General features: G+C 67.6%; 20 protein-coding genes. 13 read left to right on the top strand and 7 right to left on the bottom strand.

Annotated features, from left to right (window positions below):
* The first annotated feature begins 3 nt into the window (after positions 1 to 3).
* Positions 4 to 150, top strand: a complete 147-nt coding sequence (locus tag ACYVN4_RS20015; RefSeq protein ID WP_460723288.1) for a hypothetical protein — start codon at positions 4 to 6, stop codon at positions 148 to 150.
* 436 nt (positions 151 to 586) lie between these two features.
* The gene (locus ACYVN4_RS20010) at positions 587 to 1,192 is read left to right on the top strand and encodes a class I SAM-dependent methyltransferase (RefSeq protein ID WP_460723286.1); all 606 of its coding nucleotides are present in this window, start codon (positions 587 to 589) and stop codon (positions 1,190 to 1,192) included.
* Positions 1,193 to 1,210: 18 nt separating this feature from the next.
* Here the strand turns inward: ACYVN4_RS20010 and ACYVN4_RS20005 are convergent, their stop codons facing one another.
* Complete coding sequence (locus tag ACYVN4_RS20005) at positions 1,211 to 2,068, bottom strand: cyclopropane mycolic acid synthase family methyltransferase (RefSeq protein ID WP_460724046.1); 858 nt, start codon at positions 2,066 to 2,068, stop codon at positions 1,211 to 1,213.
* 274 nt (positions 2,069 to 2,342) lie between these two features.
* Here ACYVN4_RS20005 and ACYVN4_RS20000 point away from each other — a divergent pair, with 274 nt between their 5' ends.
* Together ACYVN4_RS20000 and ACYVN4_RS19995 are read left to right on the top strand one after the other, a co-directional pair.
* Entirely contained in the window at positions 2,343 to 3,200 is an 858-nt protein-coding gene (locus ACYVN4_RS20000) for an expansin EXLX1 family cellulose-binding protein (RefSeq protein ID WP_460723284.1), read from the top strand.
* Positions 3,201 to 3,286: 86 nt separating this feature from the next.
* Positions 3,287 to 4,210: an alpha/beta fold hydrolase gene (locus tag ACYVN4_RS19995; RefSeq protein ID WP_460723282.1), complete on the top strand. Its 924-nt coding sequence runs from the start codon at positions 3,287 to 3,289 to the stop codon at positions 4,208 to 4,210.
* Between the two features lies 1 nt (position 4,211).
* Here the strand turns inward: ACYVN4_RS19995 and ACYVN4_RS19990 are convergent, their stop codons facing one another.
* Positions 4,212 to 5,615: a WS/DGAT/MGAT family O-acyltransferase gene (locus ACYVN4_RS19990; protein ID WP_460723280.1), complete on the bottom strand. Its 1,404-nt coding sequence runs from the start codon at positions 5,613 to 5,615 to the stop codon at positions 4,212 to 4,214.
* A gap of 266 nt (positions 5,616 to 5,881) precedes the next feature.
* Between ACYVN4_RS19990 and ACYVN4_RS19985 the strand changes: the two genes are divergently transcribed.
* Positions 5,882 to 6,532, top strand: a complete 651-nt coding sequence (locus ACYVN4_RS19985) for a cutinase family protein (protein WP_460723278.1) — start codon at positions 5,882 to 5,884, stop codon at positions 6,530 to 6,532.
* A 207-nt stretch (positions 6,533 to 6,739) separates the two neighbouring features.
* Here ACYVN4_RS19985 and ACYVN4_RS19980 read toward each other — a convergent pair whose 3' ends face one another.
* A complete protein-coding gene (locus ACYVN4_RS19980; protein WP_460723276.1) occupies positions 6,740 to 8,782 on the bottom strand; it encodes an SDR family oxidoreductase in 2,043 nt (680 codons plus the stop codon).
* Between the two features lie 414 nt (positions 8,783 to 9,196).
* Between ACYVN4_RS19980 and ACYVN4_RS19975 the strand changes: the two genes are divergently transcribed.
* From ACYVN4_RS19975 to ACYVN4_RS19965, 3 genes are all read left to right on the top strand, one after another.
* A complete protein-coding gene (locus ACYVN4_RS19975; RefSeq protein WP_460723274.1) occupies positions 9,197 to 9,799 on the top strand; it encodes a Uma2 family endonuclease in 603 nt (200 codons plus the stop codon).
* A 68-nt stretch (positions 9,800 to 9,867) separates the two neighbouring features.
* A complete protein-coding gene (locus tag ACYVN4_RS19970; RefSeq protein ID WP_460723272.1) occupies positions 9,868 to 13,707 on the top strand; it encodes an nSTAND1 domain-containing NTPase in 3,840 nt (1,279 codons plus the stop codon).
* The gene (locus tag ACYVN4_RS19965; RefSeq protein ID WP_460723270.1) at positions 13,686 to 13,817 is read left to right on the top strand and encodes a hypothetical protein; all 132 of its coding nucleotides are present in this window, start codon (positions 13,686 to 13,688) and stop codon (positions 13,815 to 13,817) included. The genes ACYVN4_RS19970 and ACYVN4_RS19965 overlap by 22 nt, the downstream gene beginning before the upstream one ends.
* 10 nt (positions 13,818 to 13,827) lie before the next feature.
* Here the strand turns inward: ACYVN4_RS19965 and ACYVN4_RS19960 are convergent, their stop codons facing one another.
* Complete coding sequence (locus tag ACYVN4_RS19960) at positions 13,828 to 14,088, bottom strand: hypothetical protein (protein WP_460723268.1); 261 nt, start codon at positions 14,086 to 14,088, stop codon at positions 13,828 to 13,830.
* A 250-nt stretch (positions 14,089 to 14,338) separates the two neighbouring features.
* Here ACYVN4_RS19960 and ACYVN4_RS19955 point away from each other — a divergent pair, with 250 nt between their 5' ends.
* Both ACYVN4_RS19955 and ACYVN4_RS19950 read left to right on the top strand, forming a co-directional pair.
* Positions 14,339 to 17,101, top strand: a complete 2,763-nt coding sequence (locus ACYVN4_RS19955; RefSeq protein ID WP_460723266.1) for an AAA family ATPase — start codon at positions 14,339 to 14,341, stop codon at positions 17,099 to 17,101.
* An 86-nt stretch (positions 17,102 to 17,187) separates the two neighbouring features.
* Positions 17,188 to 17,871, top strand: coding sequence for an alpha/beta fold hydrolase (locus ACYVN4_RS19950; protein ID WP_460723264.1), 684 nt, complete (start codon positions 17,188 to 17,190; stop codon positions 17,869 to 17,871).
* A gap of 48 nt (positions 17,872 to 17,919) precedes the next feature.
* Here the strand turns inward: ACYVN4_RS19950 and ACYVN4_RS19945 are convergent, their stop codons facing one another.
* From ACYVN4_RS19945 to ACYVN4_RS19935, 3 genes are all read right to left on the bottom strand, one after another.
* On the bottom strand, positions 17,920 to 18,354 hold the full coding sequence (locus ACYVN4_RS19945) for a DUF4232 domain-containing protein (RefSeq protein ID WP_460724045.1): 435 nt from the start codon (positions 18,352 to 18,354) through the stop codon (positions 17,920 to 17,922).
* Positions 18,355 to 18,618: 264 nt separating this feature from the next.
* A complete protein-coding gene (locus ACYVN4_RS19940) occupies positions 18,619 to 20,142 on the bottom strand; it encodes a carboxylesterase/lipase family protein (protein WP_460723262.1) in 1,524 nt (507 codons plus the stop codon).
* Positions 20,126 to 20,368 (bottom strand): hypothetical protein, encoded by a 243-nt coding sequence (locus tag ACYVN4_RS19935; protein WP_460723260.1) that lies wholly within the window; start codon positions 20,366 to 20,368, stop codon positions 20,126 to 20,128. The genes ACYVN4_RS19940 and ACYVN4_RS19935 overlap by 17 nt, the downstream gene beginning before the upstream one ends.
* 181 nt (positions 20,369 to 20,549) lie before the next feature.
* Between ACYVN4_RS19935 and ACYVN4_RS19930 the strand changes: the two genes are divergently transcribed.
* The 3 genes from ACYVN4_RS19930 (at position 20,550) to infA (ending at position 23,097) form a co-directional block, all read left to right on the top strand.
* Positions 20,550 to 21,869, top strand: a complete 1,320-nt coding sequence (locus ACYVN4_RS19930) for a cytochrome P450 (RefSeq protein WP_460723258.1) — start codon at positions 20,550 to 20,552, stop codon at positions 21,867 to 21,869.
* Positions 21,870 to 22,075: 206 nt separating this feature from the next.
* Positions 22,076 to 22,870, top strand: coding sequence for a GNAT family N-acetyltransferase (locus ACYVN4_RS19925; protein WP_460723256.1), 795 nt, complete (start codon positions 22,076 to 22,078; stop codon positions 22,868 to 22,870).
* Positions 22,867 to 23,097, top strand: coding sequence for a translation initiation factor IF-1 (gene infA / locus ACYVN4_RS19920; protein ID WP_460723253.1), 231 nt, complete (start codon positions 22,867 to 22,869; stop codon positions 23,095 to 23,097). Before ACYVN4_RS19925 ends, infA begins: the two co-directional genes overlap by 4 nt.
* Positions 23,098 to 23,114 lie beyond the last annotated feature (17 nt).

Raw genomic sequence — 23,114 nt, 5'->3', positions numbered from 1 at the left:
CGAATGAGTTCATCGATTACGACGGCGGCAATTACCGACGGAATTGCCTTGCTGTCGAATGAAGTGATATCGGCCTTGGAAAACGCTGGCCGTGTGGAAAAACCGTTCACGAGAAACTTTCCCGACCCTTCTGCGCTGCTGGTCATCTGACCGGCAACGTTATGGCGACACGCTAGCGTCGCGGGGGCGCGGTGTCAATCTGGATCGGTGTCGAACAACTGTGCAGCTCAGTGTGTTTCGTCACCCATCGAAGGATCTCCGGAAGCCGTCCCTGACCCGCTGACCTGCGCTCGTGTTCCTTTCCAGTTAACGAGCGTGGACGGTTGCGTAAACGGCATTGGCACAAGATGTCAGTGGCCGAGATAAGGGTGCGAATGGTATCGCGGGCGCAGCTACACGACGTGATCGACGATCGGAATCGACTTCCACCGGTGACGATTTGGAACCGCGCCCCACATTGTGTAGATACAAAGCCGGAACATTTCCGTACCACAGATCTCCGGGGCCGTTCAGTGGCAGATCTCACCGAGTTCGCGAGGCTCCGCGGGTGGACTGGACGGTCGCCGGGCGGTGCTATGTTCGGGCGATGGGAGGGCGATCGGCGTGGGAGCGGGCGCTTCGGATCGCGGGGCGGATTCGGCGGCATCTGCCGGATGGCGGCCGGGTGCTGGACGTGGGGTCGGGGACCGGTCACAATGCCGACGCGCTACGCCGCGTCGCCGGGGTGGAGGTGGTCGAGACCGACGTTGTGGATATGCACGTGGTCGGAGTCGGACCGATGTTGTGTGCGGACGGAGTACTGCCGTTCGCGGATAACGCGTTCGGCGCGGCGGTGGTCCTGCACGTGCTGCAGTTCCCGGCCGATCCGACGGCCGTTCTCGCCGAGGCGGCACGGGTCGCGCCGCGGGTGCTCGTGTTGCAGTCCACCACCGGCGGAGCGCTCGGCCGCGCGGCACTCGTGGTGCGCGGATTCGTGCTCGGCCGCTTGGCATTCCAGGCCTCGCGGCTGGTCGGGCTCATCGACTCGGGCATGGCGACGGGCGTGGCCTTGCACGCGCGCCGGGTCCTGACCCGCGACGACGTACGCACCGCTGCACAGGCGGCGGGCTTGCGCGAGATCGCCTTCGAGCCGGATCGACTACCACTGCCTTTCGGCGGCCGCGACCTCTTCGTCTTCGAGCGAGCCCAATGATCGTCTCGGCCCCGGTGCCTACTTCTGCAGCGTGAACTGCATGACGTCGAGGTGCCCGGCGCGGAAGTAGTGGGCGCACCCGGTGAGGTACTTCAGGTAGCGCTGGTAGACCTCCTCGGAGGTGAGGCGGACGGCTTCGGTGTGATGGGCTTGCAGGGCCTCGGCCCACAGGTCGAGGGTGCGGGCGTAGTGGGGGCGCAGGGATTGGATGCGGGTGGTGCGGAATCCGGCGGGTTCGGCATTGCCGGTGACGGTGTCGGGCTGGGGGAGTTGGCCGCCGGGGAAGATCTCGCGCTTCATGAAGATGTGGAACAGCGCGTCCGCGCGGGTGACGGGAATGTCGTTGGCGCGCAACTCGGCCAGGGTGCGGCCGATGATGGAGTGCAGCAGCATGCGCCCGTCGGACGGCAGCAGACGGTGGCAGCGGGCGAAGAACGCCGGATAGCGTTCCTTGCGGAAGTGCTCGAACGCGCCGATGCTCACGATGCGGTCGGCGGTGCCGTCGAATTCCTCCCAACCCTGTAGGCGCACTTCGGCTTCGGTGACGCCGAGCTCCCGCAGCTGACGGTTGACATGGTCGAACTGGTTGCGGCTCAAGGTGAGTCCGATGACACGTACTCCGTAGGTGAGCACCGCGCGGATCATGGTCGACCCCCAGCCGCAGCCGACATCGAGCAGCGTCATCCCCGGCTCCAGCCCGAGTTTGCCGAGTGCCAGGTCGATCTTGGCCTGCTGCGCCTCCTCCAGGCTCATGCTCGCGCGCTCGAAGAACGCGCAACTGTAGGTCATGGAGGGGTCGAGGAACAGGGCGTAGAAATCGTCGGACAGGTCGTAGTGCGATTGCACCTGCCGGTAGAAGGGTGCGAGCTGGGCCATGGCGGAACTCTCCTGGGGCGGGCCGACATCCGCGGGCGCGATAGGGGTGGACACCAGGACATACGAGGCGGAGCCGCCGCCGGTTCTACATCCATGACACACCGCCAACACGCCGTGTTTTTCAGTCCGAGTTTCCGATTCGAGCCCGCCGTAACGGCGGCGACTGCTTTCCTGATGTGACGGGCAGCATCGCTTCAGCAAACACAATTCGGAGGGTTGGGGAGCAGCCATGCACCGCACGGGGCTCGAAGAGATCCATTCTGGCAGGCCGTGGTTGTGGACGATCCTAGCGGGAGCGGTGGTGGTGGGGCTGGCCACCTGGTGGATCCGCCCGCAGTCACTCAGCTGCAATGCCGCCACACCCAGCACAACCGTTATCACGCTTCCCGCCGCACCGGCCCCGAGTTCGGTTACTCCCCAGCAGATTCAGCCCCCGGAGTCGCAACCCGCGCCCCAACCGGGCGAGGCCCGCTTCTACGCCTTCAGTCAGGGCGTGGCCTGCTCGCTGCCGGATCTGCCGCTGGACGGCTACTACGTCGGCGTCCCGACCGGTCAATACAACGGTTCCGCCCCGTGTGGCTCCTACGTCGACATCGACGGCCCACTCGGCAGCGTCCGCGCCGAGGTTGTCGACCGCTGCCCCGGCTGCGGCCCCAACCAATACGATTTGAGCCGTTCGGCTTTCGAGGCGATCGCCAACACCACCGACGGTGTCGCGCAGGTCCGCATCGGCGCGGTCCGCGACCCCAATCCGGCCCCGGAACTGGTGTACCGTGTGGAGCCGAGCTCCTCGGTAAGCTGGATCGGAATCCTGTTCTCCGGCACCGGGAATCCCATTGCGCAAGTCTCCTTGAAGCCGGATTCCGGCGGCGACTACCTGCCGCTGCGGCGCGGCAACGACAACTACTGGAGCATTTCCGGCGCAGGCCCCGGACCCTTCACCGCCGAGGTGACCGACGTCTACGGCCACGCCGCCTTCATCTCCGGCGTCACCATCACCCCGGGTCAATTGCGCCACACCGGAATTCGCCTCTACGAGATCCCGGCCGAGCCGCCCGCCACCCCGCCCCCGCCGACCGCGCCGGTGGTCGTCACCACGGTGGTCGCTGCCCCTGCCCCCTGCAAGCCGTAACCGGCCCCTCCCGGCCCGGTATGGCATCATCAAGTGAAACGTGTTCCATTTTCGACCGCCGCAGCGGTGTGCCGGGAGGCCTTTCGATGACGAACCCCAGCTGGAATCCGACCGCGCCCACCGCCGCACCCAGCCGCGGCCGACGCCTGTCCCCGCGCATCTCGCGACTGACCGAGGTGCCGCAGGGGCACATGGTGGAGCTACCCGGTCGCGGCAGCACCTACGTGGTGGATCTGGCGGGCCCGTCCCCGGACGCACCGGTGGTGTTCCTGCTGCACGGCATGGCCACCACCGCCATGCTCAACTGGTTCCCGTCGCTGAAAGAACTCAACGAGCGCTACCGGGTGGTGCTGTTCGACCAGCGCTGGCACGGCCACGGAATCCGTTCCGAGCATTTCGATCTCGACGATCTGGCCGATGACGTGGTCGTGGTCGCCGACGCGGTGGGCGTCGAACGGCCCATCCTGGCGGGCTATTCCATGGGCGGCGTGGTCGCGCAACTGGTCGCGCACCGCAATCCGGAACGGGTGGGCGGGCTGGTGCTGGCCGCTACCACCTACCGCTTCCAGGAGAAGTGGCGCGAGCGGGCTTTCCACCGCAGCTGGGCGGCCACCGCAACGCTGTTCTCCGAATGGTCTTTCCGTCGTGCGGAACTGCGCCGCGACAAACTCCCCACCCTGCCGGAATCCTCGTGGCCGGTGGGCCGGATGGATCGCTGGGCGATGGCGGAATTGCGGGCCACCAGTGGCTGGGCGCTCGCGCAGGCGCTCGTGGTGCTGGGGCAATTCGATTCGTCGGAATGGATCTCGACGTTGAAAGTGCCGACGGCGGTGGTGATCACCACGCGGGATCGGGCATTGCCCGTCTTCCGTCAGCTGGAAATGGCGAAAGCGATTCCGGGAGCGGAGATCTTCCTCGCCAAGGCCGGTCACGCGGCCTGCGCACTCGAGGCGGACGTCTTTGTCCCGGTGTTCCTCGAGGCCGTTCAATCGGTGGTGGAGCGCTTGTAGCTCAGCCCTTTTCGCGGGCGGCCTTGAGCAGTTCGGTGATCACCTCGGGGACGGCGTCGGCGATCGCGCCCACATCCGGCACCAGTTCCCGGCAGGCGATGAAGCCGAAATCCAGGTGGCCGTTGTTGGAGATGACGGTGGCGGTCAGGCCCGCGCCGTGGAACACCGGCCCGAATGGATACATCGACGCCACCCGCACCCCCAGGAAATACATGGGGAAGTTGGGTCCCGGCACGTTCGACACCACCAGGTTGTGCACCACCGGGTGGTGCTCGGCGAGCTTGAGCGAGGAGTACGCCCGCGCGGCCAGTTGGAAGGTGTTGGGCGGGGCGTACTGTGCCCAATCCTGCAGGAAGTCCGCACCGATCAGGTTGTGCTCCTCCTTGGCCCCGCGATTGTCCTCGGCGACGGCCAGCATCCGCGCCACCGGATTCTCGATATCGGTGTAGAGCCGCGCGAAGATGGTCGACACCTTGTTGGTGCCCTCCTCGTGCCGCGAGGTCTCGTGCGTGGACACCGGAACCGAGGCCACCAGTGAGCTTTCGGGCAACTCGTCGTGCAGTTCGAGGTAGCTGCGCAGCGCCCCGCCGACCACGGCCAGCACCACGTCGTTGACCTTCACGCCGAAGGCGGTCTTTATCTCCTTGATATCCGACAGCTCGGTCTGCACGAAGGAGATGGCGCGATGCGGGGTGATAGCTCGATTGAACGGGGTGCGCGGCGCGGTGAACGGCAAGGGCATGCCGCGGCTGCCGTTCTCGCGCCGCCGCTGCACCAGACCGCCCAGAATGCCGACGGTCTTGGGCACCATGCCGACCATTCCCAGCCGACCCGGCAGTTTCAGCAGCGCCTCACCGGCGAGCTGAAGATCATTGGGTTCGGTTTCGGCCGTCTCGGTTTCGGGTGCGGGCGGGATGTAGGAGACCCCGGGCGCCATATCGCACAGGTGCATCATCATGTTGGTGCCGGTGATGCCGTCCACGATGGCGTGGTGGTACTTGGAGACCACCGCCACCTTGCCGTGCGGCAGGCCCTCGATGACCCACATCTCCCACAGCGGCCGGTTCCGGTCGAGGGGACGTCCGGCGATGTCAGCGGCCAATTCGGCCAGGCCCGCGTCGCCCGCCCCGGGCGGCAGCGCCAGCCGCCGGACGTGGTAGTCGAGATCGAAGTTCGAATCCCGCACCCACACCGGATGATCGAGGTTGAGCGGCACGCTGTGTAGCCGCCGCGTCATGACGGGGATGAGGTGCAGTCGCCGCCCGAGCTCGGCCTTGAAGGCCTCGTGTTCGTAGCTCACCCCCTCGGCGGCGGGATCGAGTATCAGCATTGCGCAGACGTGCAGCAGCTGGGTGTCTGTTTCGAGATAGAGGAAGCTCGCGTCGAGCCCGGTAAGTCGTTCCATACCAACACACTATGAGAACTAGTTCCATTTTGCGCGGCGTTCGCGGTGTGCTTCGAATCCCGTCCGATGCCATTTCGTAGCCCCAAAATTGCACGTAGATAACAAGTTTCATGATGAAACGGTTGGGTACCAATTAGGTGACTCTCCAGTAGAATTCGTTGCCGCCCGCCCGGACCATTCCTACCTTGGGTCACATAGCCCGGTGATCAGTCTCTAGTCAATGACAAGAGTCACCGGGCTTCTCACAACGACGTGAGGTGAGGACAATGGGCGACCGGAAGGTACTGCTGCCTGGAAAATGGCGTACGGCATGGGGTCTCGCGGCGATGGTGACCATCGCGGCGACGGTGTTCATTCCACCATCGACGGCCCACGCGGACGGATGCTCCGCCGTGGACGTCGTAGTGGCAAGGGGCACAGGCGAACCCGGCTGGCTCGGCGACGAGATAGGCGACCCATTATTCGGCATGTTGCAGGACCGGTTACCACTGTCGACCACCGCGTACCGCGTGAACTACCCGGCCGACTACAGCTTCAATGTCGGCGCGGGCACCGCGGATCTGGTGGGGCACATGGTCGCCCAGGCCGCCGCCTGCCCCGGCCAGCAGTTCGTGCTGGTCGGCTACTCGCAGGGCGCGGCGGTCGTGCAGGCGGCGCTCGGCACCGGCGCGGTGTCCTGGTACCCGGGCCGCGTGCAGCTGCCCGACTGGATCGACGGCCGCGTCGCCGCGGTCCTGCTCTTCGGTGATCCCGTGCGCGGCCTCGGCTGGACGGTCCCCGGCCAGTTCCTCGGCCGCACCGGAGACTGGTGCACCGGAGGCGATCCCGTCTGCGGCTCCGGTGTCGATGCCAACGCCCACGTGGCCTACGGCAGCGACCTGGTGGATGCGGCCAACTTCGCCGCGGATCACCTCTGACCCCGGGGAGGGGAAAGGGCCCGGCCCTCGGGCGGTTTCGAACGGACACATCCGAAACCCCAGGGCGGGGTCCGGGTACTCGCGGCCGGAAGGGGCGTCAGGCGTCAGGGCACTTGGGGCCCCTGCCCACCCCGGCCGCGGGTATCGAACGGGTTCGGCCCGGCGTGCTGTCCCACGCCGGGCCGAACTGTGTTGCGGGGGAGGGGATTACCAGTGCAGGCCGGGGATCCGGTTGGTGAAACGCGCCGCCGGGGCGGGCAGGCCCATCAGGGGCTGCACGATCGGGGCCAGTGCCATCAGGGCGCTACGGGACTCCGCCTTGGCCGAAACAGGTTCGGCGGCAGCGGTTTCGGCGGCAGCCGGGTGCTCGGGGCGCGCGGCCTTGGACTCACCGAACATGCGGAAGCCCTGGTGCAGGATGGCCCGCTTCACCGACGGCATGACCGTGTCCACGAACTGCGCGAAGGTGCCGATCGGGGTGTCGATGCGGCTGGGCCGGTGCTCGAGCGCCCGCACCACGATGTCGGCGGCCTGCTCCGTGCTGTGCACCGGGATCGACTTGTACAGATCCGTCGGCGCGATCATCGCGGTGCGCACCAGCGGCATACGCACCGAGGTGAACGTGATTCCGGCGTCGGCGTTCTCGACCGCGGCGATCTCGCTGAAGTTGTCCAGCGCCGATTTGCTGGCCACGTACGCCGCGAAGCGCGGCACCTTGGTCTGCACGGCGATCGACGAGATGTTCACGAAGTGCCCGAAGCGACGCTCCCGCATGGACGGCAGCAGCGCCAGGATCAACCGCACCGCGCCGAAGTAGTTGACCGCCATGGTCCGCTCGAAATCGTGCATGCGGTCGGTGGAGTTGAGCACCGAACGCCGGATCGAACGGCCCGCGTTGTTGACCACGTAGTCGACGTGCCCGTGATCGGCCAGCACCTGCTTGACCAGCAGCTCCACCGACTTCTCATCGGTGATGTCGCAGACGTACGCCTGCGCGGCACCGCTTTCCGCCCGCACCTGGGCGGCTGCGGCCTCGAGGTCCTCCTCGGTGCGGGCCACCATGAGCACGGTCGCGCCGCGGCGGGCCACGGCGTGCGCGGTGGCCAGCCCGATGCCCGTGGACGCTCCGGTGATCAGCACGATGCGGCCCTCGAGCTGTTCGCCTTCGTTGCGACGAGCGCGGTCGGGATCCAGGTTCGCCCGCCAGTAGTTCCACAGCGTCTCGGCGTAATCCTCGAACGCCGGAACCTCGATGCCGGTGCCGCGCAACTGCGCCTGCGTCGACTCCGAGACGAAGGTCGATTCGAACGAGGTGTGCGGGGCGACCTCGGCCGGAATCCCGAAGCGCTCCAACAGGAAATCGCGCACCGCGGGGACGCCCGGCAGCCCGCCCAGGGCGTGCAGCGCGGTGTGCGAGCCCGGCACGGTGCCGATCGCGGTCGGTGCACCGGCCGCGCGGGCCAGCGCGTTGTAGATCTCGGCGAACGGCTGCGGTGTCGGATTGGTCAGGTGGAAGGTCCGCCCAATCAGGCCCGGCCGGCCGATCAACTCGACCATGGCGTCGACCACGAAGTTGACCGGAACCACATTGGTGGCGCCCAGGTCCGGGATCGGCATGGGCAGCTCCGACGGCAGCGCCGCCAGCCCGGCGATGGCAGGGAAGAAGTAGTAGGGACCGTCGATCTTGTCCATCTCGCCGGTGCGGGAATCGCCGACCACGATGGCCGGGCGGTAGACCCGCCAGCGCAGGCCCGTGGCCTCGCGCACCATCTTCTCGGCCTCGAACTTGGTGCGGTGGTAGGGCGAGTGCAGGCCCTGGCCCAGATCGAAATCGTCCTCGAAGAACTTGCCCTTGTGATCGCCCGCGACCGCGACCGAGGACACGTGGTGCAGCACCGCGCCGAGTTCGAGCGCCAGGTCGATGACCGCGCGGGTGCCCGCCACATTGGCGGCGTAGGTGACGTCCTCGTCGGCGGTCATGTCGTAGACCGCGCCCAGGTGGATGACGTGATCGGCGCGCGGGGCCTCGGCGTAGCCGCCGGTGAGACCCAATCCCGGTGCGGCGAGATCGCCGACCAGCGGGAACACCCGGTCCGCGGCGCCCCAGCCGTCGGCCATCTCGCGCAGCTTGGCGACCGACGCCTCGCGGGTCAGTGCGTGGACAACGGCTTCCGGGTCGCGCTGCAGCAGTGCCGCGACGACGCGGCGGCCCAGGAAACCGGTGCCACCCGTGACGATGTACGAAACCATCGTCCCCTCCTTAATAACGAACCTGTTGGTACCCAACGGTGTTCGTCCGACATGCGTCGGTGGATGCGGACGGTGATTGCTAGCCCCCTAGCAGAATGTCGGGCCGAGGTAGGAACACCTTCGTGCCTAACTAGTGAGTAACTTTACGGACCGCGAGTTGGCCGTTCAACCAGAACGGGTATTTCGGCGCTGTGTGACTGGTCACCTCGGGGCTATCCGAGTTGATATGTGTGACAAGGGGTTTGGTGTAACCATCGGGCGCACTTGGCAATTCATCAGCTACTGGTCAATTGCCCTGAGCGTGCGCTCACTTGTTTGATCTCTCGATGTTTGCCCGCCCGATCCCCATGTCCTTTCTGTCCGAATCGCCCGGTTGAGCGGCAAAGGTGCTGGTGAACGCCTCGTGCGCGCGAAGTGAGGTTAGGGTGTTCCAGTCTTATCGGCACCGGACCGTGGAAGGGGTCGGCCATCCACCAGCTCGACCTGCCCCGCAGCGGCGTGCGCACCCGGGCCGAATTCGACACCCTGCCGGCGGTCCCGCGCGGCTGGGCCTGGGAATTGCGATCCGGCCGATTGGAGCTCAGCCTCATGCCCGTCACGTTCTGGTATTCCCGGATCGTGTTCCAGGTGCTCGACTTCTGGCGCGGGCACGGTTACGAAATCGCGGGCGACCAATACGTGGCCGACAGCGGATTCGCACGCGGCGATATCGGCCAGCACAATTTCATTGCCGACGGCGTGGTGTTCCAGCCCGGCCACCGGCCCGACAAACACAGCACCACGCACGCGCCCGCCGCGCTGTTCGCGGTGATCGAAGCCGTCTGGCAGCCCGATCAGGTGCGCGAGACCATCGACAAACTGCGCGTGTACTCAATGCTCGGCATCCCGCACTTCTGGATCGTGCGCGGCGATCACGACAGCGACGACCTCGACGGGTTCGTCAGCATGTACGAGCTCGTGGGTGAGGACTACAAACTCACCGGCAGTCGCCTGGTCTCCGAACTCACCCCGAACTGAGCCCGACGCGGGATCATCGTCTTGGCCGGATTGTGTTGTGCCGGTGTCGAAGACACGGGGGAGGTCCGATGTCCGGGGACGTGGTGGATCGAGATCGCGCGGCCACGCCGCGTGCGGCCTTCGCCGACGCCCTGCGTGAATTGTGGTCGCACGCGGGCAATCCGACCCTGGAAAGGGTGGCGCGGCTGGCCAACCAGCACGTGCGTGAGGTACGCGGCGAACGCGCCGCGGGCAAGCGCGGCGGCACCATCACCGTGCAGCGCATCAGCGCCTGGCGGCGCGGCGACAATATCCCCGCCCACTTCGAATCCCTGCGCCCGGTCGTCCTCGCCCTCATCGACCTGGCCCGCAACGCCGACGGCCGAACCGGCCCGCTCCTCACCGTCCGGTACTGGCAGAACCTCTGGCTCGACACCGCCGCCTGGACCCCCGACACCGACACCCACTGTCCCTACCTGGGCTTGGCCCCCTACGCCAGCACCGACGCCGACCGCTTCTTCGGTCGCGCCCGAGCCACCGCCGAACTGGCCGACCTGGTGCGCCGCACTGCCGCGGACGGTGGCGGAATCGTCGTCCTGGTAGGAGCGTCCGGTGCGGGCAAGTCCTCATTATTGGCAGCCGGACTGGTCCCAGCCCTCGGCGCAGACTGGCACATCGAACGAGGCACCCCATCCCACTACCCATCCGAACCAATCCTCGATTCGGTTCAGCCCGTACCGGATTCGTCGCAGCCCACCCCCGAATCCGGGAGGCGGCGGTTGGTGATCGTGGATCAGTTCGAGGAATGGTTCGCCCGGGCCGAGGCTGGATCCGGGACTTCGGGGGAACCGGCCGTGCCGGGGGAATCGGCTGGGCGGGAAGAGCTTCCGCAGCGGCTGCAGCGGTCTGCCGAGGCGGGTGCGACCGTGGTGATAGGGGTGCGCGCCGACTTCTTCTCGCGCTGCCTCGAGCATCCGGTGCTGGCCGAGCCGTGCACCAGGCGCAGCTATGTGCTGGGGCCGATGCGGGGCGACGAGCTCACCGACGTGGTGCTCGAACCGGCGCGGCGGGCCGGGCTGCGGACCGAGAGCGGGCTGGTCGAGGTGATCATCGCCGAGTTGATCGGGCTCGGTGGGCCGGCCGGGCCGGAGGGTGCGGGGAACCTGCCGCTGCTCTCCCATGTGCTGCAACAGGTTTGGGCGCGCCGCGACGGCGCTCGGCTCACCCTGGCCGGGTATCGGGAGGCGGGCGGGGTGGCGGGGTCGGTCGCCGCTACCGCCGAGGCCGCGTGGCAGCGCTTGGACGATGCGGAGCAGGCGGCGGCGCGTGAGCTGCTGCTGGCGATGGTGGTGGTCGGGCAGGGCACCCGGGACACGCGTCGCGAGGTGTCGCGGGACGAACTGCTTTCCGCCGCCACCGATCCCGATGCGACGGTGACGGCGCTGGAAATCCTCGCGCACGCCCGGCTGATCACCCTCGACGCCGACCGGGCCGCCCTGGCCCACGAGGTGGTGATCGATGTCTGGCCGCGGCTGCGCGAATGGATCGACGCCGATCGCGACGGCCACCTCACCCGCCAGCGCGTCACCGCCGATGCCGCGGAGTGGGTGGCCGCCGATCGCAGTACCGCACTGCTGTATCGAGGCACGCGGCTGGCGCGGGCGCGGGAACATCGGCGCGGGCTCGCCACGGCCGCAGACGAATTCGTCTCCGAATCGGTGCGGGCGCGGCAGCGGCTGTTGGTGGTGCAGGCGGCGGTGGCGATCGGGCTGGTGGTGCTGCTGGTGGCCGCGTTCACCGGCTACGTCTCCAGCAATGCCGCACACCGTCAGCGCGACGAGCAGTTCTTCGCATCGGTGCTGACCGACGCCGACCGGCTGCAGAACAGTGACCCCACCCTGTCGGCGGAACTGACCGCGCTGGCGCATCGCATGCACCCGGACGACGCCGGGGTTGCCTCCCGGCTGCTGAGCAGTCAAAACCTCGCGCTGGCAGCGACATTCACCGATCATCGCGGCGCGGTGCTCGGGGCCGTCTACTTCGACGGCGGGGTCCTGGCCACCGCCGGTGACGACCACACCATCCGGCTGTGGTCCGCCGACACCCCCACCGGTATGGGATCGCAGGCCGCCGTCGCCCTACCGGCCGGACCGGTGACCGCGCTGACCGGAGCCGGAGCGCTGCTGGTGTCGGGCGGTTCCGATCACTTGCTGCGCATCCACGAGGTCACCGATCCGAAGCACCCGGCGACGGTGGCGAAGGTCGATACCGGTGCACCGATCACGCACCTGGCGCTCTCGACCGACGGCCGCACCCTCGCGGTCGGGCATGCGGGGGAGGCGACCCTGTGGGATTTGACGGATCATGCAGCGCCCAAGCTGCTTTCGACCCGGATCCCGCTCGACGGTGGCCTGCAGTCGCTGGCCTTCACCGCCCACGGCCACACCCTCGTCACGGTGACCCGCAAGACGATCGACACCTTCGCCTCCGAGGACACCGTGCTGGCCTGGGACGTCGGCACCGGGCGCAATGCCGAAATGGCGCGGTCGCCGGGCTACATGAAGCTCACCACCACCGACGATCTGGTGGTGCTCGGCGACAATACGGTGCAGGGCGTGTCGGGACCCGTGGACAGCGAGATCCGTTTCCTGCGTGTCGATTCCAGCGGTCAGCCGCAGACCGTCGCGCCGCCGCTGCCGGTCGGGTCGGTGTTCTACCTGCAAGGGGTTGCGCTCAGCGCCGACGGCACGATCCTGGCCACCAGCACCAATTCCGGGACCACCCTGTGGAATCTCGCGGATCCGGCGCACCCGTCGGTGCTGGGTTCGCCGCTGGCGGGCAGCTCGGTCGGCTGCCCCGCCGATGTGCAGTGCACGGCCGTGCCGACCGCGCTGCGCTTCAGTCCCGACCATCGCTACCTTTCGATCCTGTTGACCGGCAGCGTGATTCAGCAGTGGGAGCTTCCGGGTGCCGTGCTGGCCGGGCAGGCCGGGCAGATCGAATCGCTGGGCAATGCGATCAGCGCCGACGGCAAGCGCATGGTCACCCTGTCGCCGGGCGCGGACGCCCGCATCTGGGATATCAGTGATCCGGAGGCGGCCCGCCCGATCGGCCGGATCGACAAACCCGATGTCGCGCTGATCTCGGTGCCGATCACCGGATTTCCGGCCATCAGCCACGACGGCCGCTATGTGGCGCTGATCCTGCACGGCGTCATGACGCTGCTGGATATCACCGATGCGGCCAACCCGGTTGCGGTACACCAGTTTCCGGGTGTCGCGGCGGTCACGTTCGATTCCATGCGCTCGGTGCTGGGCGCGCTGACGCCGTTGCCGTCGCCCGCGATGACGCTGTGGGACTATTCGAATCCTGCCGACCCGGTTCGTCGCGGTGGGCCCGCGCTTGCGGACACCTCGCATCACCTGTCCGCCTCCGGTGTCCAGATCGCGCCCGTGCACGGCTCGGAACTGCTGACCGTCCTGACCGACCGCTTGGCCGTCTGGGATTTCAGTACCCTCGACGGCCCGCACAGCCCCGTCGGTGAGGTGGCCGCCGACCGCGCGGACTACTCGGCCATGGGGCTGGCGGCCGCCCCCGATCGGCATACCGTCGTCGCGGGCTGGGAGGCCGGCGCCATCCGGGTCTTCGACATCTCGGACCCGAAACACATAGCGCCCCTGGGGGATCCGGTCGCCGCGAGCAGCGTGTCGGTGTCCTCGGTCGATATCAGCCCCGACGGCGGGCAACTCGCCACCGGCGGCACCGATGCCACGGTCCGGCTGTGGGCCTTCACCGATCCTGCGCGCCCGGTGCAGGAGGGGCTGTCCATCACGCCGCCGGTGTCGGCGGTATGGCATCTGGCCTATCGCCCGGGTGGCGGATACCTGGTCGGTGCGGGGGACAACGGGTGCTGCGGATCTGGGATCTGAATCCAGATCACGCGCTGGATCGCATCTGCCGGTTGACCCGCCAGACCGTCGATGCGCAGCTCGCCGCCCGCTATCCGGGCCGGGACCTGCCGTCGGCATGCCCGCGCTGAGCGGGTGGTGTTACTGCGGGATGCAGCGGACGTCGCCGTCCGGGGCCTGGATCACCACGGTGAAGGCGGGGCACTGGCGGAGATTGCCCCATTCGTCGTGAATGCAGGAGTCATAGGTGTGCGGGTCGCCGGTGGGCATCCGCTGACCGGTCTGGCACTGCGACGCATCGGGGATATCGGCGACGGCGACGCCCGCGCCCACAGCGGCGGCGGGCACGGTCAGGGCCGCGCCCGCGAGCACACCGGCAACCATCGTTCGAAAGTGGTTCATCGTCCCTCCAGGTAGTCCAGCCAGGGCCGATCGAGAGTGGACGGGACGTCCGGGCCCGCCCGGCAAACATTTCTAATATACCAATTGGTATACCGTCGTTGAACTGGACGAACGTCACATTCGTGCGTGTCGGGCATGGGAGTGGCGGGCGTCTCTTCCGCGGAAGTTCGGCATTTCGGACGCATCGGGATTCGCGGCGTGGTGAGAATGAACCGCGAGGATGTGTGGGTCGGGACGAATGCGGTGGTGGATGCTTTTCGGGCGTGCGGTGGAGGTCGAGGTGATGTCCGCGTTCCTCGCGGGCGGCGCGGAGACCGTCCTGGTGTTGAGCGGTGAGGCGGGGGTCGGCAAGACCGCGCTGCTGGATGCGGCGGCGGAGACCGCGCACGGGCGGGGGTGGCGGGTATTACGTGCCGCCGCCTTGGAATTCGAGGCCGACCTGCAGTTCGGGGCGCTCAATCAACTCCTGCAGCCGATGACCGGCTTCGTCGACGAACTCGACGCACCCCGGCGTGCGGCCATGCGGGTGATCATGGGGTCGGAGCCTGGCAGCCTGCCGTCGACCCTGTTGGCGGGCGCGGCAACGCTTGCGCTGCTACGGATCTGGGCCCGCGCACAGGGCACTCCGGTGCTGCTGGTCATGGACGATGTCCAATGGCTCGACCTGTCCAGCAGCATGGCGCTGATCTTCGCGCTGCGCCGCCTGGACGACACACCCATCCGACTCCTGGCCGCGGTGCGCCCGGACTCCGGTGATGCGTTCACCCGCAGCGGATTCCGCGTGCACGAGGTCGCGGCCCTCGACGACCACAGCGCCGAACAACTCCTGGAATCCCAGTTTCCCGCGCTGCCCGACACCATCCGACGCCGCCTGCGCGCCGATGCGCGCGGCAACCCCCTCGCCCTCCTCGAACTACCCATCGCCCTCGAAACACCCGGTCCCGGTGGCCGTCTGCCGGAGGTCCTGCCGCTGACCCGACGCCTCCAGCGCTTGTTCGCGGCCCGCCTCGAGGCCCTGCCCGAAGAGACCCGCCGAACCCTGCTGCTCCTCGTTCTCGCAGGCGCAGAACACAGTTCGAACGGGTTGGCGCAGCATCCGACCGCGCTCGGAGTGGGGGATGAGCATGCCGGAGCGGATGCCGGTCCGGTCGCTGCCGGGGGTGACGCGCTGGCACCTGCCGAACGGGCGGGGATCGTGCGGGTCAATCCGGGTACGGGCCGCCTGGAGTTCCGGCATCCGCTGATCCGGTCGGCCGTGGTGGAGCTGTCGACGAGTGCGGAGCGGCGGGCCGCGCATCTGCTGCTGGCCGACAAGTTCGCGCGGTCACCGCAGCGGCGGGCCTGGCATCTGGGGCAGGCGGCCACCGGCGTCGACGAGGATGTGGCGGGTCTGCTCGAGGCGGTGTCGCAGCGGATGTTGCACGACGGCGACAGCGTGCGCGCCGCCGCGACCATGCTGCGGGCCGCCGAACTCTCCCCGGCGGCCGCCGACCGGGCGCGCCGGACTGCGCGGGCGGCGTATCTGGGTTCGCTGCTGACCGGCGATCTCTCCGATACCGGCCGATTGCTACGTGCCACAACGGAATCCGTGACCGGAGGCCGGTCACTCGCGGTGGCGTTGGCCGCCGCGTTCCAGTTGCTCAATGCCGAAGGCGATGTCGCGACCGCGAGCCGCCTGCTGCTGGCAGCGTTGCGCGACGACGATGCGGCGCAGGATGATCCGGAGACCGTGGTGGAGGCGTTGCACACGCTGCTCTACATCGGCTTCTACAGCGGGCGGGCGGAACTGTGGCCCGCGATCACGGCCGCGATGGAACCGGTCATGCCGGAACCGACGGATACCCTCACGCTGCTGAGCGGTCCGTTCGTGGATCCGGTGTACACCGGTCCGAAGGTGCTGGGGGACTTGGACTCCGCGCTGGACGGGCTGCGGTTCTCCGCCGACCCGGTGCACATCGTGCGGGTCGCGACGGCGGGCGCGTACCTGGATCGGATCTGGCGGGTGCGGGAACCGCTACAGCGGGTGATCGACGATGGTCGTGACGGGGGTGCCGTGGCCCGCGGCATCGATGCGCTGTTCCTGCTCGGCAACGACGACTACTTCTGCGGCCGTTGGGATCACCTGCTCGAGGTGACCGAGGAGGGCCTGCGGTTGTGCGATGACCTCGGCTACCTGACCACCGCGGGGCCCGGGAAGTTCCTGCGCGGCATGGTCGCGGCGGCGCGGGGTGACATCGACACCATGGAGCGGATCAGCGAGCAGTTGCTGATGTTCGCCGCGCCACGCAATCTGCTCGCGCTGGCCCAGTACGCCTCCCACATTCGTTGCGCGCACGCCCTGGCCACCTCCGCTTTCGCCGACGCCTACCGCCACGCCGCGGCCATCAACCCGCCCGGAACCTTCCTGCGGCACACCCCGCAGGCGCTGTGGACGGTGCTCGACCTCACCGAGGCGGCGGCGCGCACCGGACGACTCGCCGAGGCGCGGGCCCACGCCGATGCGGCCGAAGCGGCTGCGCTGGAAGAGTTCTCGCCACGACTGGCCATGGTCACCGCGGCCGCACGGGCGCTCGCGCATCCGGAGGACGCGGTATCGCTGTTCGAGGTGGCGCTGGCCACGCCCGGCACCGAGCGGTGGATTTTCGACCGAGCTCGCATCGAACTGCTCTACGGCGAACAACTGCGCCGCGACCGCGCCACCGCGGCGGCTCGAGTTCATCTGACTTCGGCCGCAACAGTTTTCGCCGAGCTGAGAGCCGATCCCTGGACCCGGCGGGCGCAGGCCGAACTGCGGGCCGCCGGGGGAGCGGCGAGCGGGTCCGGGCCGTCGCCGCTGACCGCGCAGGAGCGAGCCGTCGCCGACCTGGCGGCCGCGGGGCTGACCAACAAGCAGATCGGCGCTCAACTGTTCGTCTCGGCGCGAACGGTGTCCACCCACCTCCAGCGGATCTTCCACAAGCTCGGCATCACCCGCCGTGGCGCACTACGCGACGCCTTGGAGCGGCAGGGCTGATGTACGTCATCTGACGGATTACGTACGGCCGCAGCGTGCCTAGGTTCATTCGTGTCAGACCAGCGTCGACTCGAAGGAGCAATGACATGCCCGCAACCGATAAGACCGTCGTCCTCGTCCACGGCGGTTTCGTGGACGGTTCCGGCTGGCGAGCCGTCTACGACGAACTGACCCGCGACGGCTTCCGCGTCCGCGTCGTGCAGAACGCCACCAAGTCGCTGGCCGACGACGCCGCCACCACCAAGGCCATCCTCGACGAGATCGACGGCCCCGTGGTGCTGGTCGGCCACTCCTACGGCGGCGCGGTCATCACCGAGGCCGGTCTGCACGAGTCCGTCACCGCCCTCGTCTACATCACCGCCTTCGCCCCCGACCAGGGTGAATCGGTGAACAGCCTGCTCGCCACCTTCCCCCAGGACGGCCCCCAGCCGCCCATCCTGCCGCCCGTCGACGGCTACCTCTTCCTCGACCGCGCCAAGTTCCACGCCTCCTTCGCCGGCGACCTCTCGCCCGCCGACGGCGCCTTCCTCGCCGACTCCCAAGTCCCCTGGGGCGTAGAAGCTTTGGCCGGCCCCATCACCGAGGCCGCCTGGCGCGTCAAGCCCAGCTGGTACCTGCACGTCACCGAGGACCGCATGATCCCCCCGGCCGCCCAGCAGTCCATGGCCGAACGCATCGGCGCCAAGGTCCACGAAACCCCCGGCAGCCACGCCATCTACGTCTCCCAGCCCACCGCCGTAGCCGAAATCATCCGCGCCGCTGCCGAATAGCGGACCCCCATGCCCCGCGCCGCGGACAATCCATCCGCGGCGCGCGGCTCAACCGTTGTATGCGACCACTTCCCGAATCGTCAAAATCCCTATCTTGCTGCAGGTTTGACGCGCCATAGCAATAAAGACCGACTCGGTATTGTCCGGCGGATAAATCCGCAACCCCGCCACGGCCACAGGATCACACTTATCAGCGGGGTAAACCCCCACATCATTAACGGTCCGCAAGGTGGCCGCACCCCGCCCACCCGGCGCGAGCACCACCACTTCGGTCCCATCATTCCCCCCGAACGCCTCCCGCGAAGCAGGCGGCCCCACCGGCTCCCCCTCCGCCCCCTGCGTATAAGACACCCCCGGATACCCGGTCAGCGAACACGCCCGCGCCCCATTATTGGTAAACACGATCGGCACATAAGTACTCCCCGCCGCCCCATCCCCCCGCCCCAACGCCACGGTCAAATCCGCAGTCCTACACCCAGACATGGCAGCGGGCGCGGAAGTGGTCACACCCGGCGCAGCCGAACTCGAATTCCCCTGCGCCCCAGTCGGCTGAGGCCCCGCCGTCACAGTCACAGCAGTAGTCCCACCCGCCTGCCCAGTCGTAGTCGCGGTAGTCGTCGACCCACCCGAACACCCACCCACAACCAGCGCCCCCACCGCGAGCACCGAAGCCATCCGCAATCCCCGCCGCACCGTTCCAAGCTCCACAGCAGCCCTCCCGTTCGCGCGCCGTCACCACCGACCTGCTCAGCCTATCGCCGCGTCTCCATGCGAAGGCGGGAGCGGGAGGGTGTCGAAGCGGTGCGCTTTCCAGATGTCGTGGGAGCGGGCCTCTGGGTAGAGGGCGGTGGTGGGGGTGGCCGAGTAGACGCGAGTAAGCGGGTCGGTGGGCGTGTGGTGTTGCCATCCGGGGTTTCCGGTTGTAGCGAAAGCGGTCCAGGCGGTGCGGATTTCGCGGGCGAGGTGGGCGAACTCGGCGGGTGCCGAGGCGTGGGCAGTGAGGTGTTTTCCAATGTCGGCGGGGGTGAGGGTGTTGAAGAGGAGGAGAAAGTCGAGGCTGTGGGATGCGCCCTCGGTTTCGTTGAAGGACCAGGTGAGCTCGTAGAGCCAGGTGGGCGAGGGGTGGTGGGCTACGGCCAAGTGGAGAGTGGGCATGCGGAAGAGCCAGTCGGCGTGCAGGAGTTCGTGGAGTAGGGCGGGGGACAGCGTGGGGTGGGCAGCTCGATAGGCGGTCGCACCGTGTGGAATGGGGGCGAGATGGTGAAGGGATTGGTTGAGATTCGCGTCGGTGACTTCGGTGCCGCAATGGGTTGCGATGAGCCGGTATTCGTCCCGGGTGTGGCCGATCAGGAGGTCGATTCCGCGGGCAGCGCCGCTGTCGAGTGCGCGCCAGGGGGATTGGGGGAGGACGGTGCCGTCGACGATGGGGGAGAAGGGGGTCGGGGTCAGGGCCATCGGGCCCCAGAGGTCGACGAGCCCGGGCATGCGGTCGATGACCGCGTAGGTCGCGTCGAGGAGTGCGCGCGGGGGAACGGGGGATAGATCGTCGAGGGTCGGACGGGTACCGACTTCGTCGGCAATGGTCTCCGAGATCGCGGCGGCCAGTTCGGGCGAGAAGTAGGTCCCGGGCAGGCTCTGAATGATCGCGCGTCGAAACAGGCCCTGGGCCATGGGCATAGCGAGTAGAGCCGCGATGCATCCCGCGCCCGCGGATTGACCGAACACCGTGACGGTTTCGGGGTCGCCACCGAATGCGGCGATATTGTCGCGTATCCAGCGCAAGGCAGCGATCTGGTCGAGAATGCCGCGATTGTCGGGCGCACCGGAGATATGGGCAAATCCTTCGAACCCCGTGCGGTAGTTGAGGCTGACCATCACGACGCCGCAGCTCGCAAGCGCGGCACCGTCGTAGTGTGGATTGGCGGCGGAACCCTCCAGGTACGCGCCGCCGTGAATCCACACCATCACCGGCAGCCGGGCGGTGAGATCCGGTGACCAGATGTTGAGGGTGAGACAGTTGTCGGAACCGTCGGTGGGGCAGCCGGATTCGGCGGTCATGACCGCGCCGGGGTGTGCTCGTTGCGGTACGGCGGGACCGAACGTCAGGGCTTCGCGGACGCCGTTCCATGGCCTCGCCGGTATCGGCACGCGGAAGCGTCGTGGACCGAATGGGGGCTCGGCGTAGGGAATCCCACGGAATACCGCGAGACCGTGCTCATGGCTACCCCGGACCAGACCGCTGATTGTGGGGATCTCAGGGGTTGGGTGCATGTACCGGTGTCAGTGTGCCGGTCAGGGCATAGGTGTCGGGGGTGCCGGATTTGCGGCCTACGTGTTCGAGGACGCTGTAGTGGGAGAAGCGGGTGGCCCACAATAGTTGGATCGGGTTGGTGACTCGCTTGTTGAAGCGTGCGAGGCGGCGCATCGTGCGTGGGCCCAGCACAGTGGAGATTCTGTTCGCTCCGGCGGCGACAGTTGATTCGACGTTTTTCGGCATCGATTACCCCTCTCGAATCCGTTCGTCGCCCGCGACATTGCCAGCCGGTGGCGGAGTCGTCAATCGGTGATCAGTGGGATTTCCGGACCGGAAATCCGGTGTGGGGCTGTGACCGGCGGGGATGATCGACCTCCGAGGGTGGGGGATGGAGGTTTGGGGGCGGGATTTCTAGCGTTGATCCATGACAGTTGTGAATGCCTTGCCGCCCATGGTTTCCGGTGGTCTGCCCCTGGTCGGACTCGGACCCGAGTTCATGCGAAACCCGGAGCGAGTTTTTCAGCGCGGGCTCGACGAACACGGGCAGACCTTTCGCATGCGTATGTTCGGCAATGAGACGGTGGTGATGCTCGGGGCGGAGAATTCGTGGATCTTCTTCCACAGCAAGAATTTTTCCACCCAGGGTGCGACACCATTCTTCGAGAAGATGTTCTCACCGAGCTTCTACAGCCTCGCTCCCGAATCCGAGTACCGCCGTCAGCAGCGCGTGCTGATCCCGCTGTTCCAGCGCGCCCAGATCACCGGGTTCATCCCGACCATCGAGGCGGTAACCGACGCCTTCCTCGAATCCCTCGGGGACGAGGGCGAATTCGATCTCACGGCCGAGTTCGGCCCCCTGGTCTTCCGGATCGCCTCCACCTGCTTCCTCGGCGAACAGGTGGCCCAGGAGATGGGCGCCGACTTCTACCGCGAGTTCCGCAACTTCTCCGACGGCATGACCTTCGTGCCGCGTTGGGTGAAGACTCCGCGCAATGTGCGCAGCCAGCGCGCCGCGGTCCGACTCAAGGCCGCCTTGGGAGCGATGATCGAGCGCCGCCGCACCCGCCCGCTGGCGGAACCGGACTTCCTGCAGCAGTTGGTCACCCAGCGCTACGAGGACGGCACCCCGGTCCCGGACGAAATCCTGGTCGATATGGTGCTGCTGCTGGCCTGGGCGGGCTACGAGACGACCGCCGGTCAGCTCGCCTGGACCCTCACCGACCTGCTGCTCGAGGCCGGAACCCTGGCCCGTGCCCGCGAGGAAGCCGACCGGATCGTCAAGGACGGCAGGCTCGATCGCGCCGCACTGGATCGGATGACCGTGCTGACCGCCTGCATGAAGGAGAGCGAGAATCAGCATTCGATCGCCCCGATGTTGGCCCGCCGCGTCACCGCCGACATCCAGGTCGGCGAGTACCTGATTCCCGAGGGCACGCTGGTGCTGGCCGCACCCGCGCAGACCCACCGCATGACCGACGGCCTCAACTGCCCGTTCGGCTACGCCCCCGACCGCTTCCTCGGGGAGGATGGCAAGGCGAACCTGAACTCGCTCTTCGGTTTCGGTGCGGGCACACATCGCTGCCTGGGCAAGCCGTTCGCCGAGGCGGAGATGCTGGTCATCCTGTGCCGGGTGCTCGCGGCCTTCGACCTGGAACTGACCACCGGCACTCCGCAGCCCACCCCGGGCGCGACCGGCACGAAATGGCCTGCCGCTCCGGTCCGCGTCGCCTACTACCGACGGTAGCCAGTGAAACCCCTGGTCAAAAAACAATTGTCGCGACATCCGGAAGGTCTGTTAGCCTGCTGCCCGACCGTGACACACCGCAAGGAGGTGAGACCCATGTACACAGCACCGATGTTTGGGGCTCCCTCTCGCCGTCACGGGTAGGCGCACGATCGCACCGTCGCCGGGAGCCACTGCCTGACAAGGCATCCCGAAAGGCGACGACAATGAACACTTCGGATATCACCTCGCACACGGACGATTCCGCCGTGCAGGTCACCCGGGTCGCACTGACCCACTGGCAGGCCGTGGACCACGATCGCGTGGTCGGCAACGGCGACGTCTCCCACCGGCCCGACGGACGCCTGTTCGTCAGCATCGACGCCTGGCACGACGCGGTCTTCGACCGGATCGCGGCCGCCATGCTCGCCACCCTGCGCAGGCCACTGCACACCGTCGTCGACGCGGACGACACCGACCTGCTGTCGTGTTGGCAGCGAGCCGGTTTCGTGACGCGCCGACGTGAATGGGAGTACTTGGTACCCACCGATCCCGCCATCACCGGATTGCACGCGGTGCAACCCCCGCCGGGCGTCACGATCGTCCCCGCCGGTCGAGCCGCGGAAGGCCCGCTGCGTGCGGTGGACCGCATCATCCGCGACGAGGTGGAGGCGGGCCCGGGCTGGCAGGACATGCCCGTCGAAATCCTCGGCGGCCCCGGCGACACCATCGTGGACCCGTCGAAATACGTGGCGGCCGCCGAGTCGGATCGCTACGTGGGTCTGCTGCGCGTGGTGCAGGTGAGCCGAATGCCACGCCTCGGCTTACTTGCCGTCCAAGCGGATCGGCATCGTCGCGGCATCGCCCGCGCCCTGCTGGCCCACACCCTGGGCGTCCTGCACGACCGCGGCATCGATACCGCGACGGCCGAGGTCAAGGACTCCAATCTCGCCGCCACCGCCCTGTTCGAGGGCATCGGCGCGCGAGCCGTGCGCAGCAACCTGGAACTGGTGCTGCGATGACGGATGGCAAGAAAGGCAAGGGAATCGAGATCGAGGGCACCGTGGTGGACTGCCTGCGCAACGCCACCTTCACGGTGCAGCTGCCGAACGGTCATCAGGTGCTCGCACACATCAGCGGCAAGATCCGGAAGAACTACATCAAGATCATGCCGGAGGACCGGGTCCTGGTGGAACTGAGCCCCTATGACCTGACCAGGGGCCGAATCCTGTTCCGCTACCGCAACTGACGACCCGCTGCATCGGC

This window comes from Nocardia heshunensis, assembly GCF_054782115.1.
Note: the sequence above shows the minus strand (reverse complement) of the source record. Positions and strands in the feature narration are given on the sequence as shown.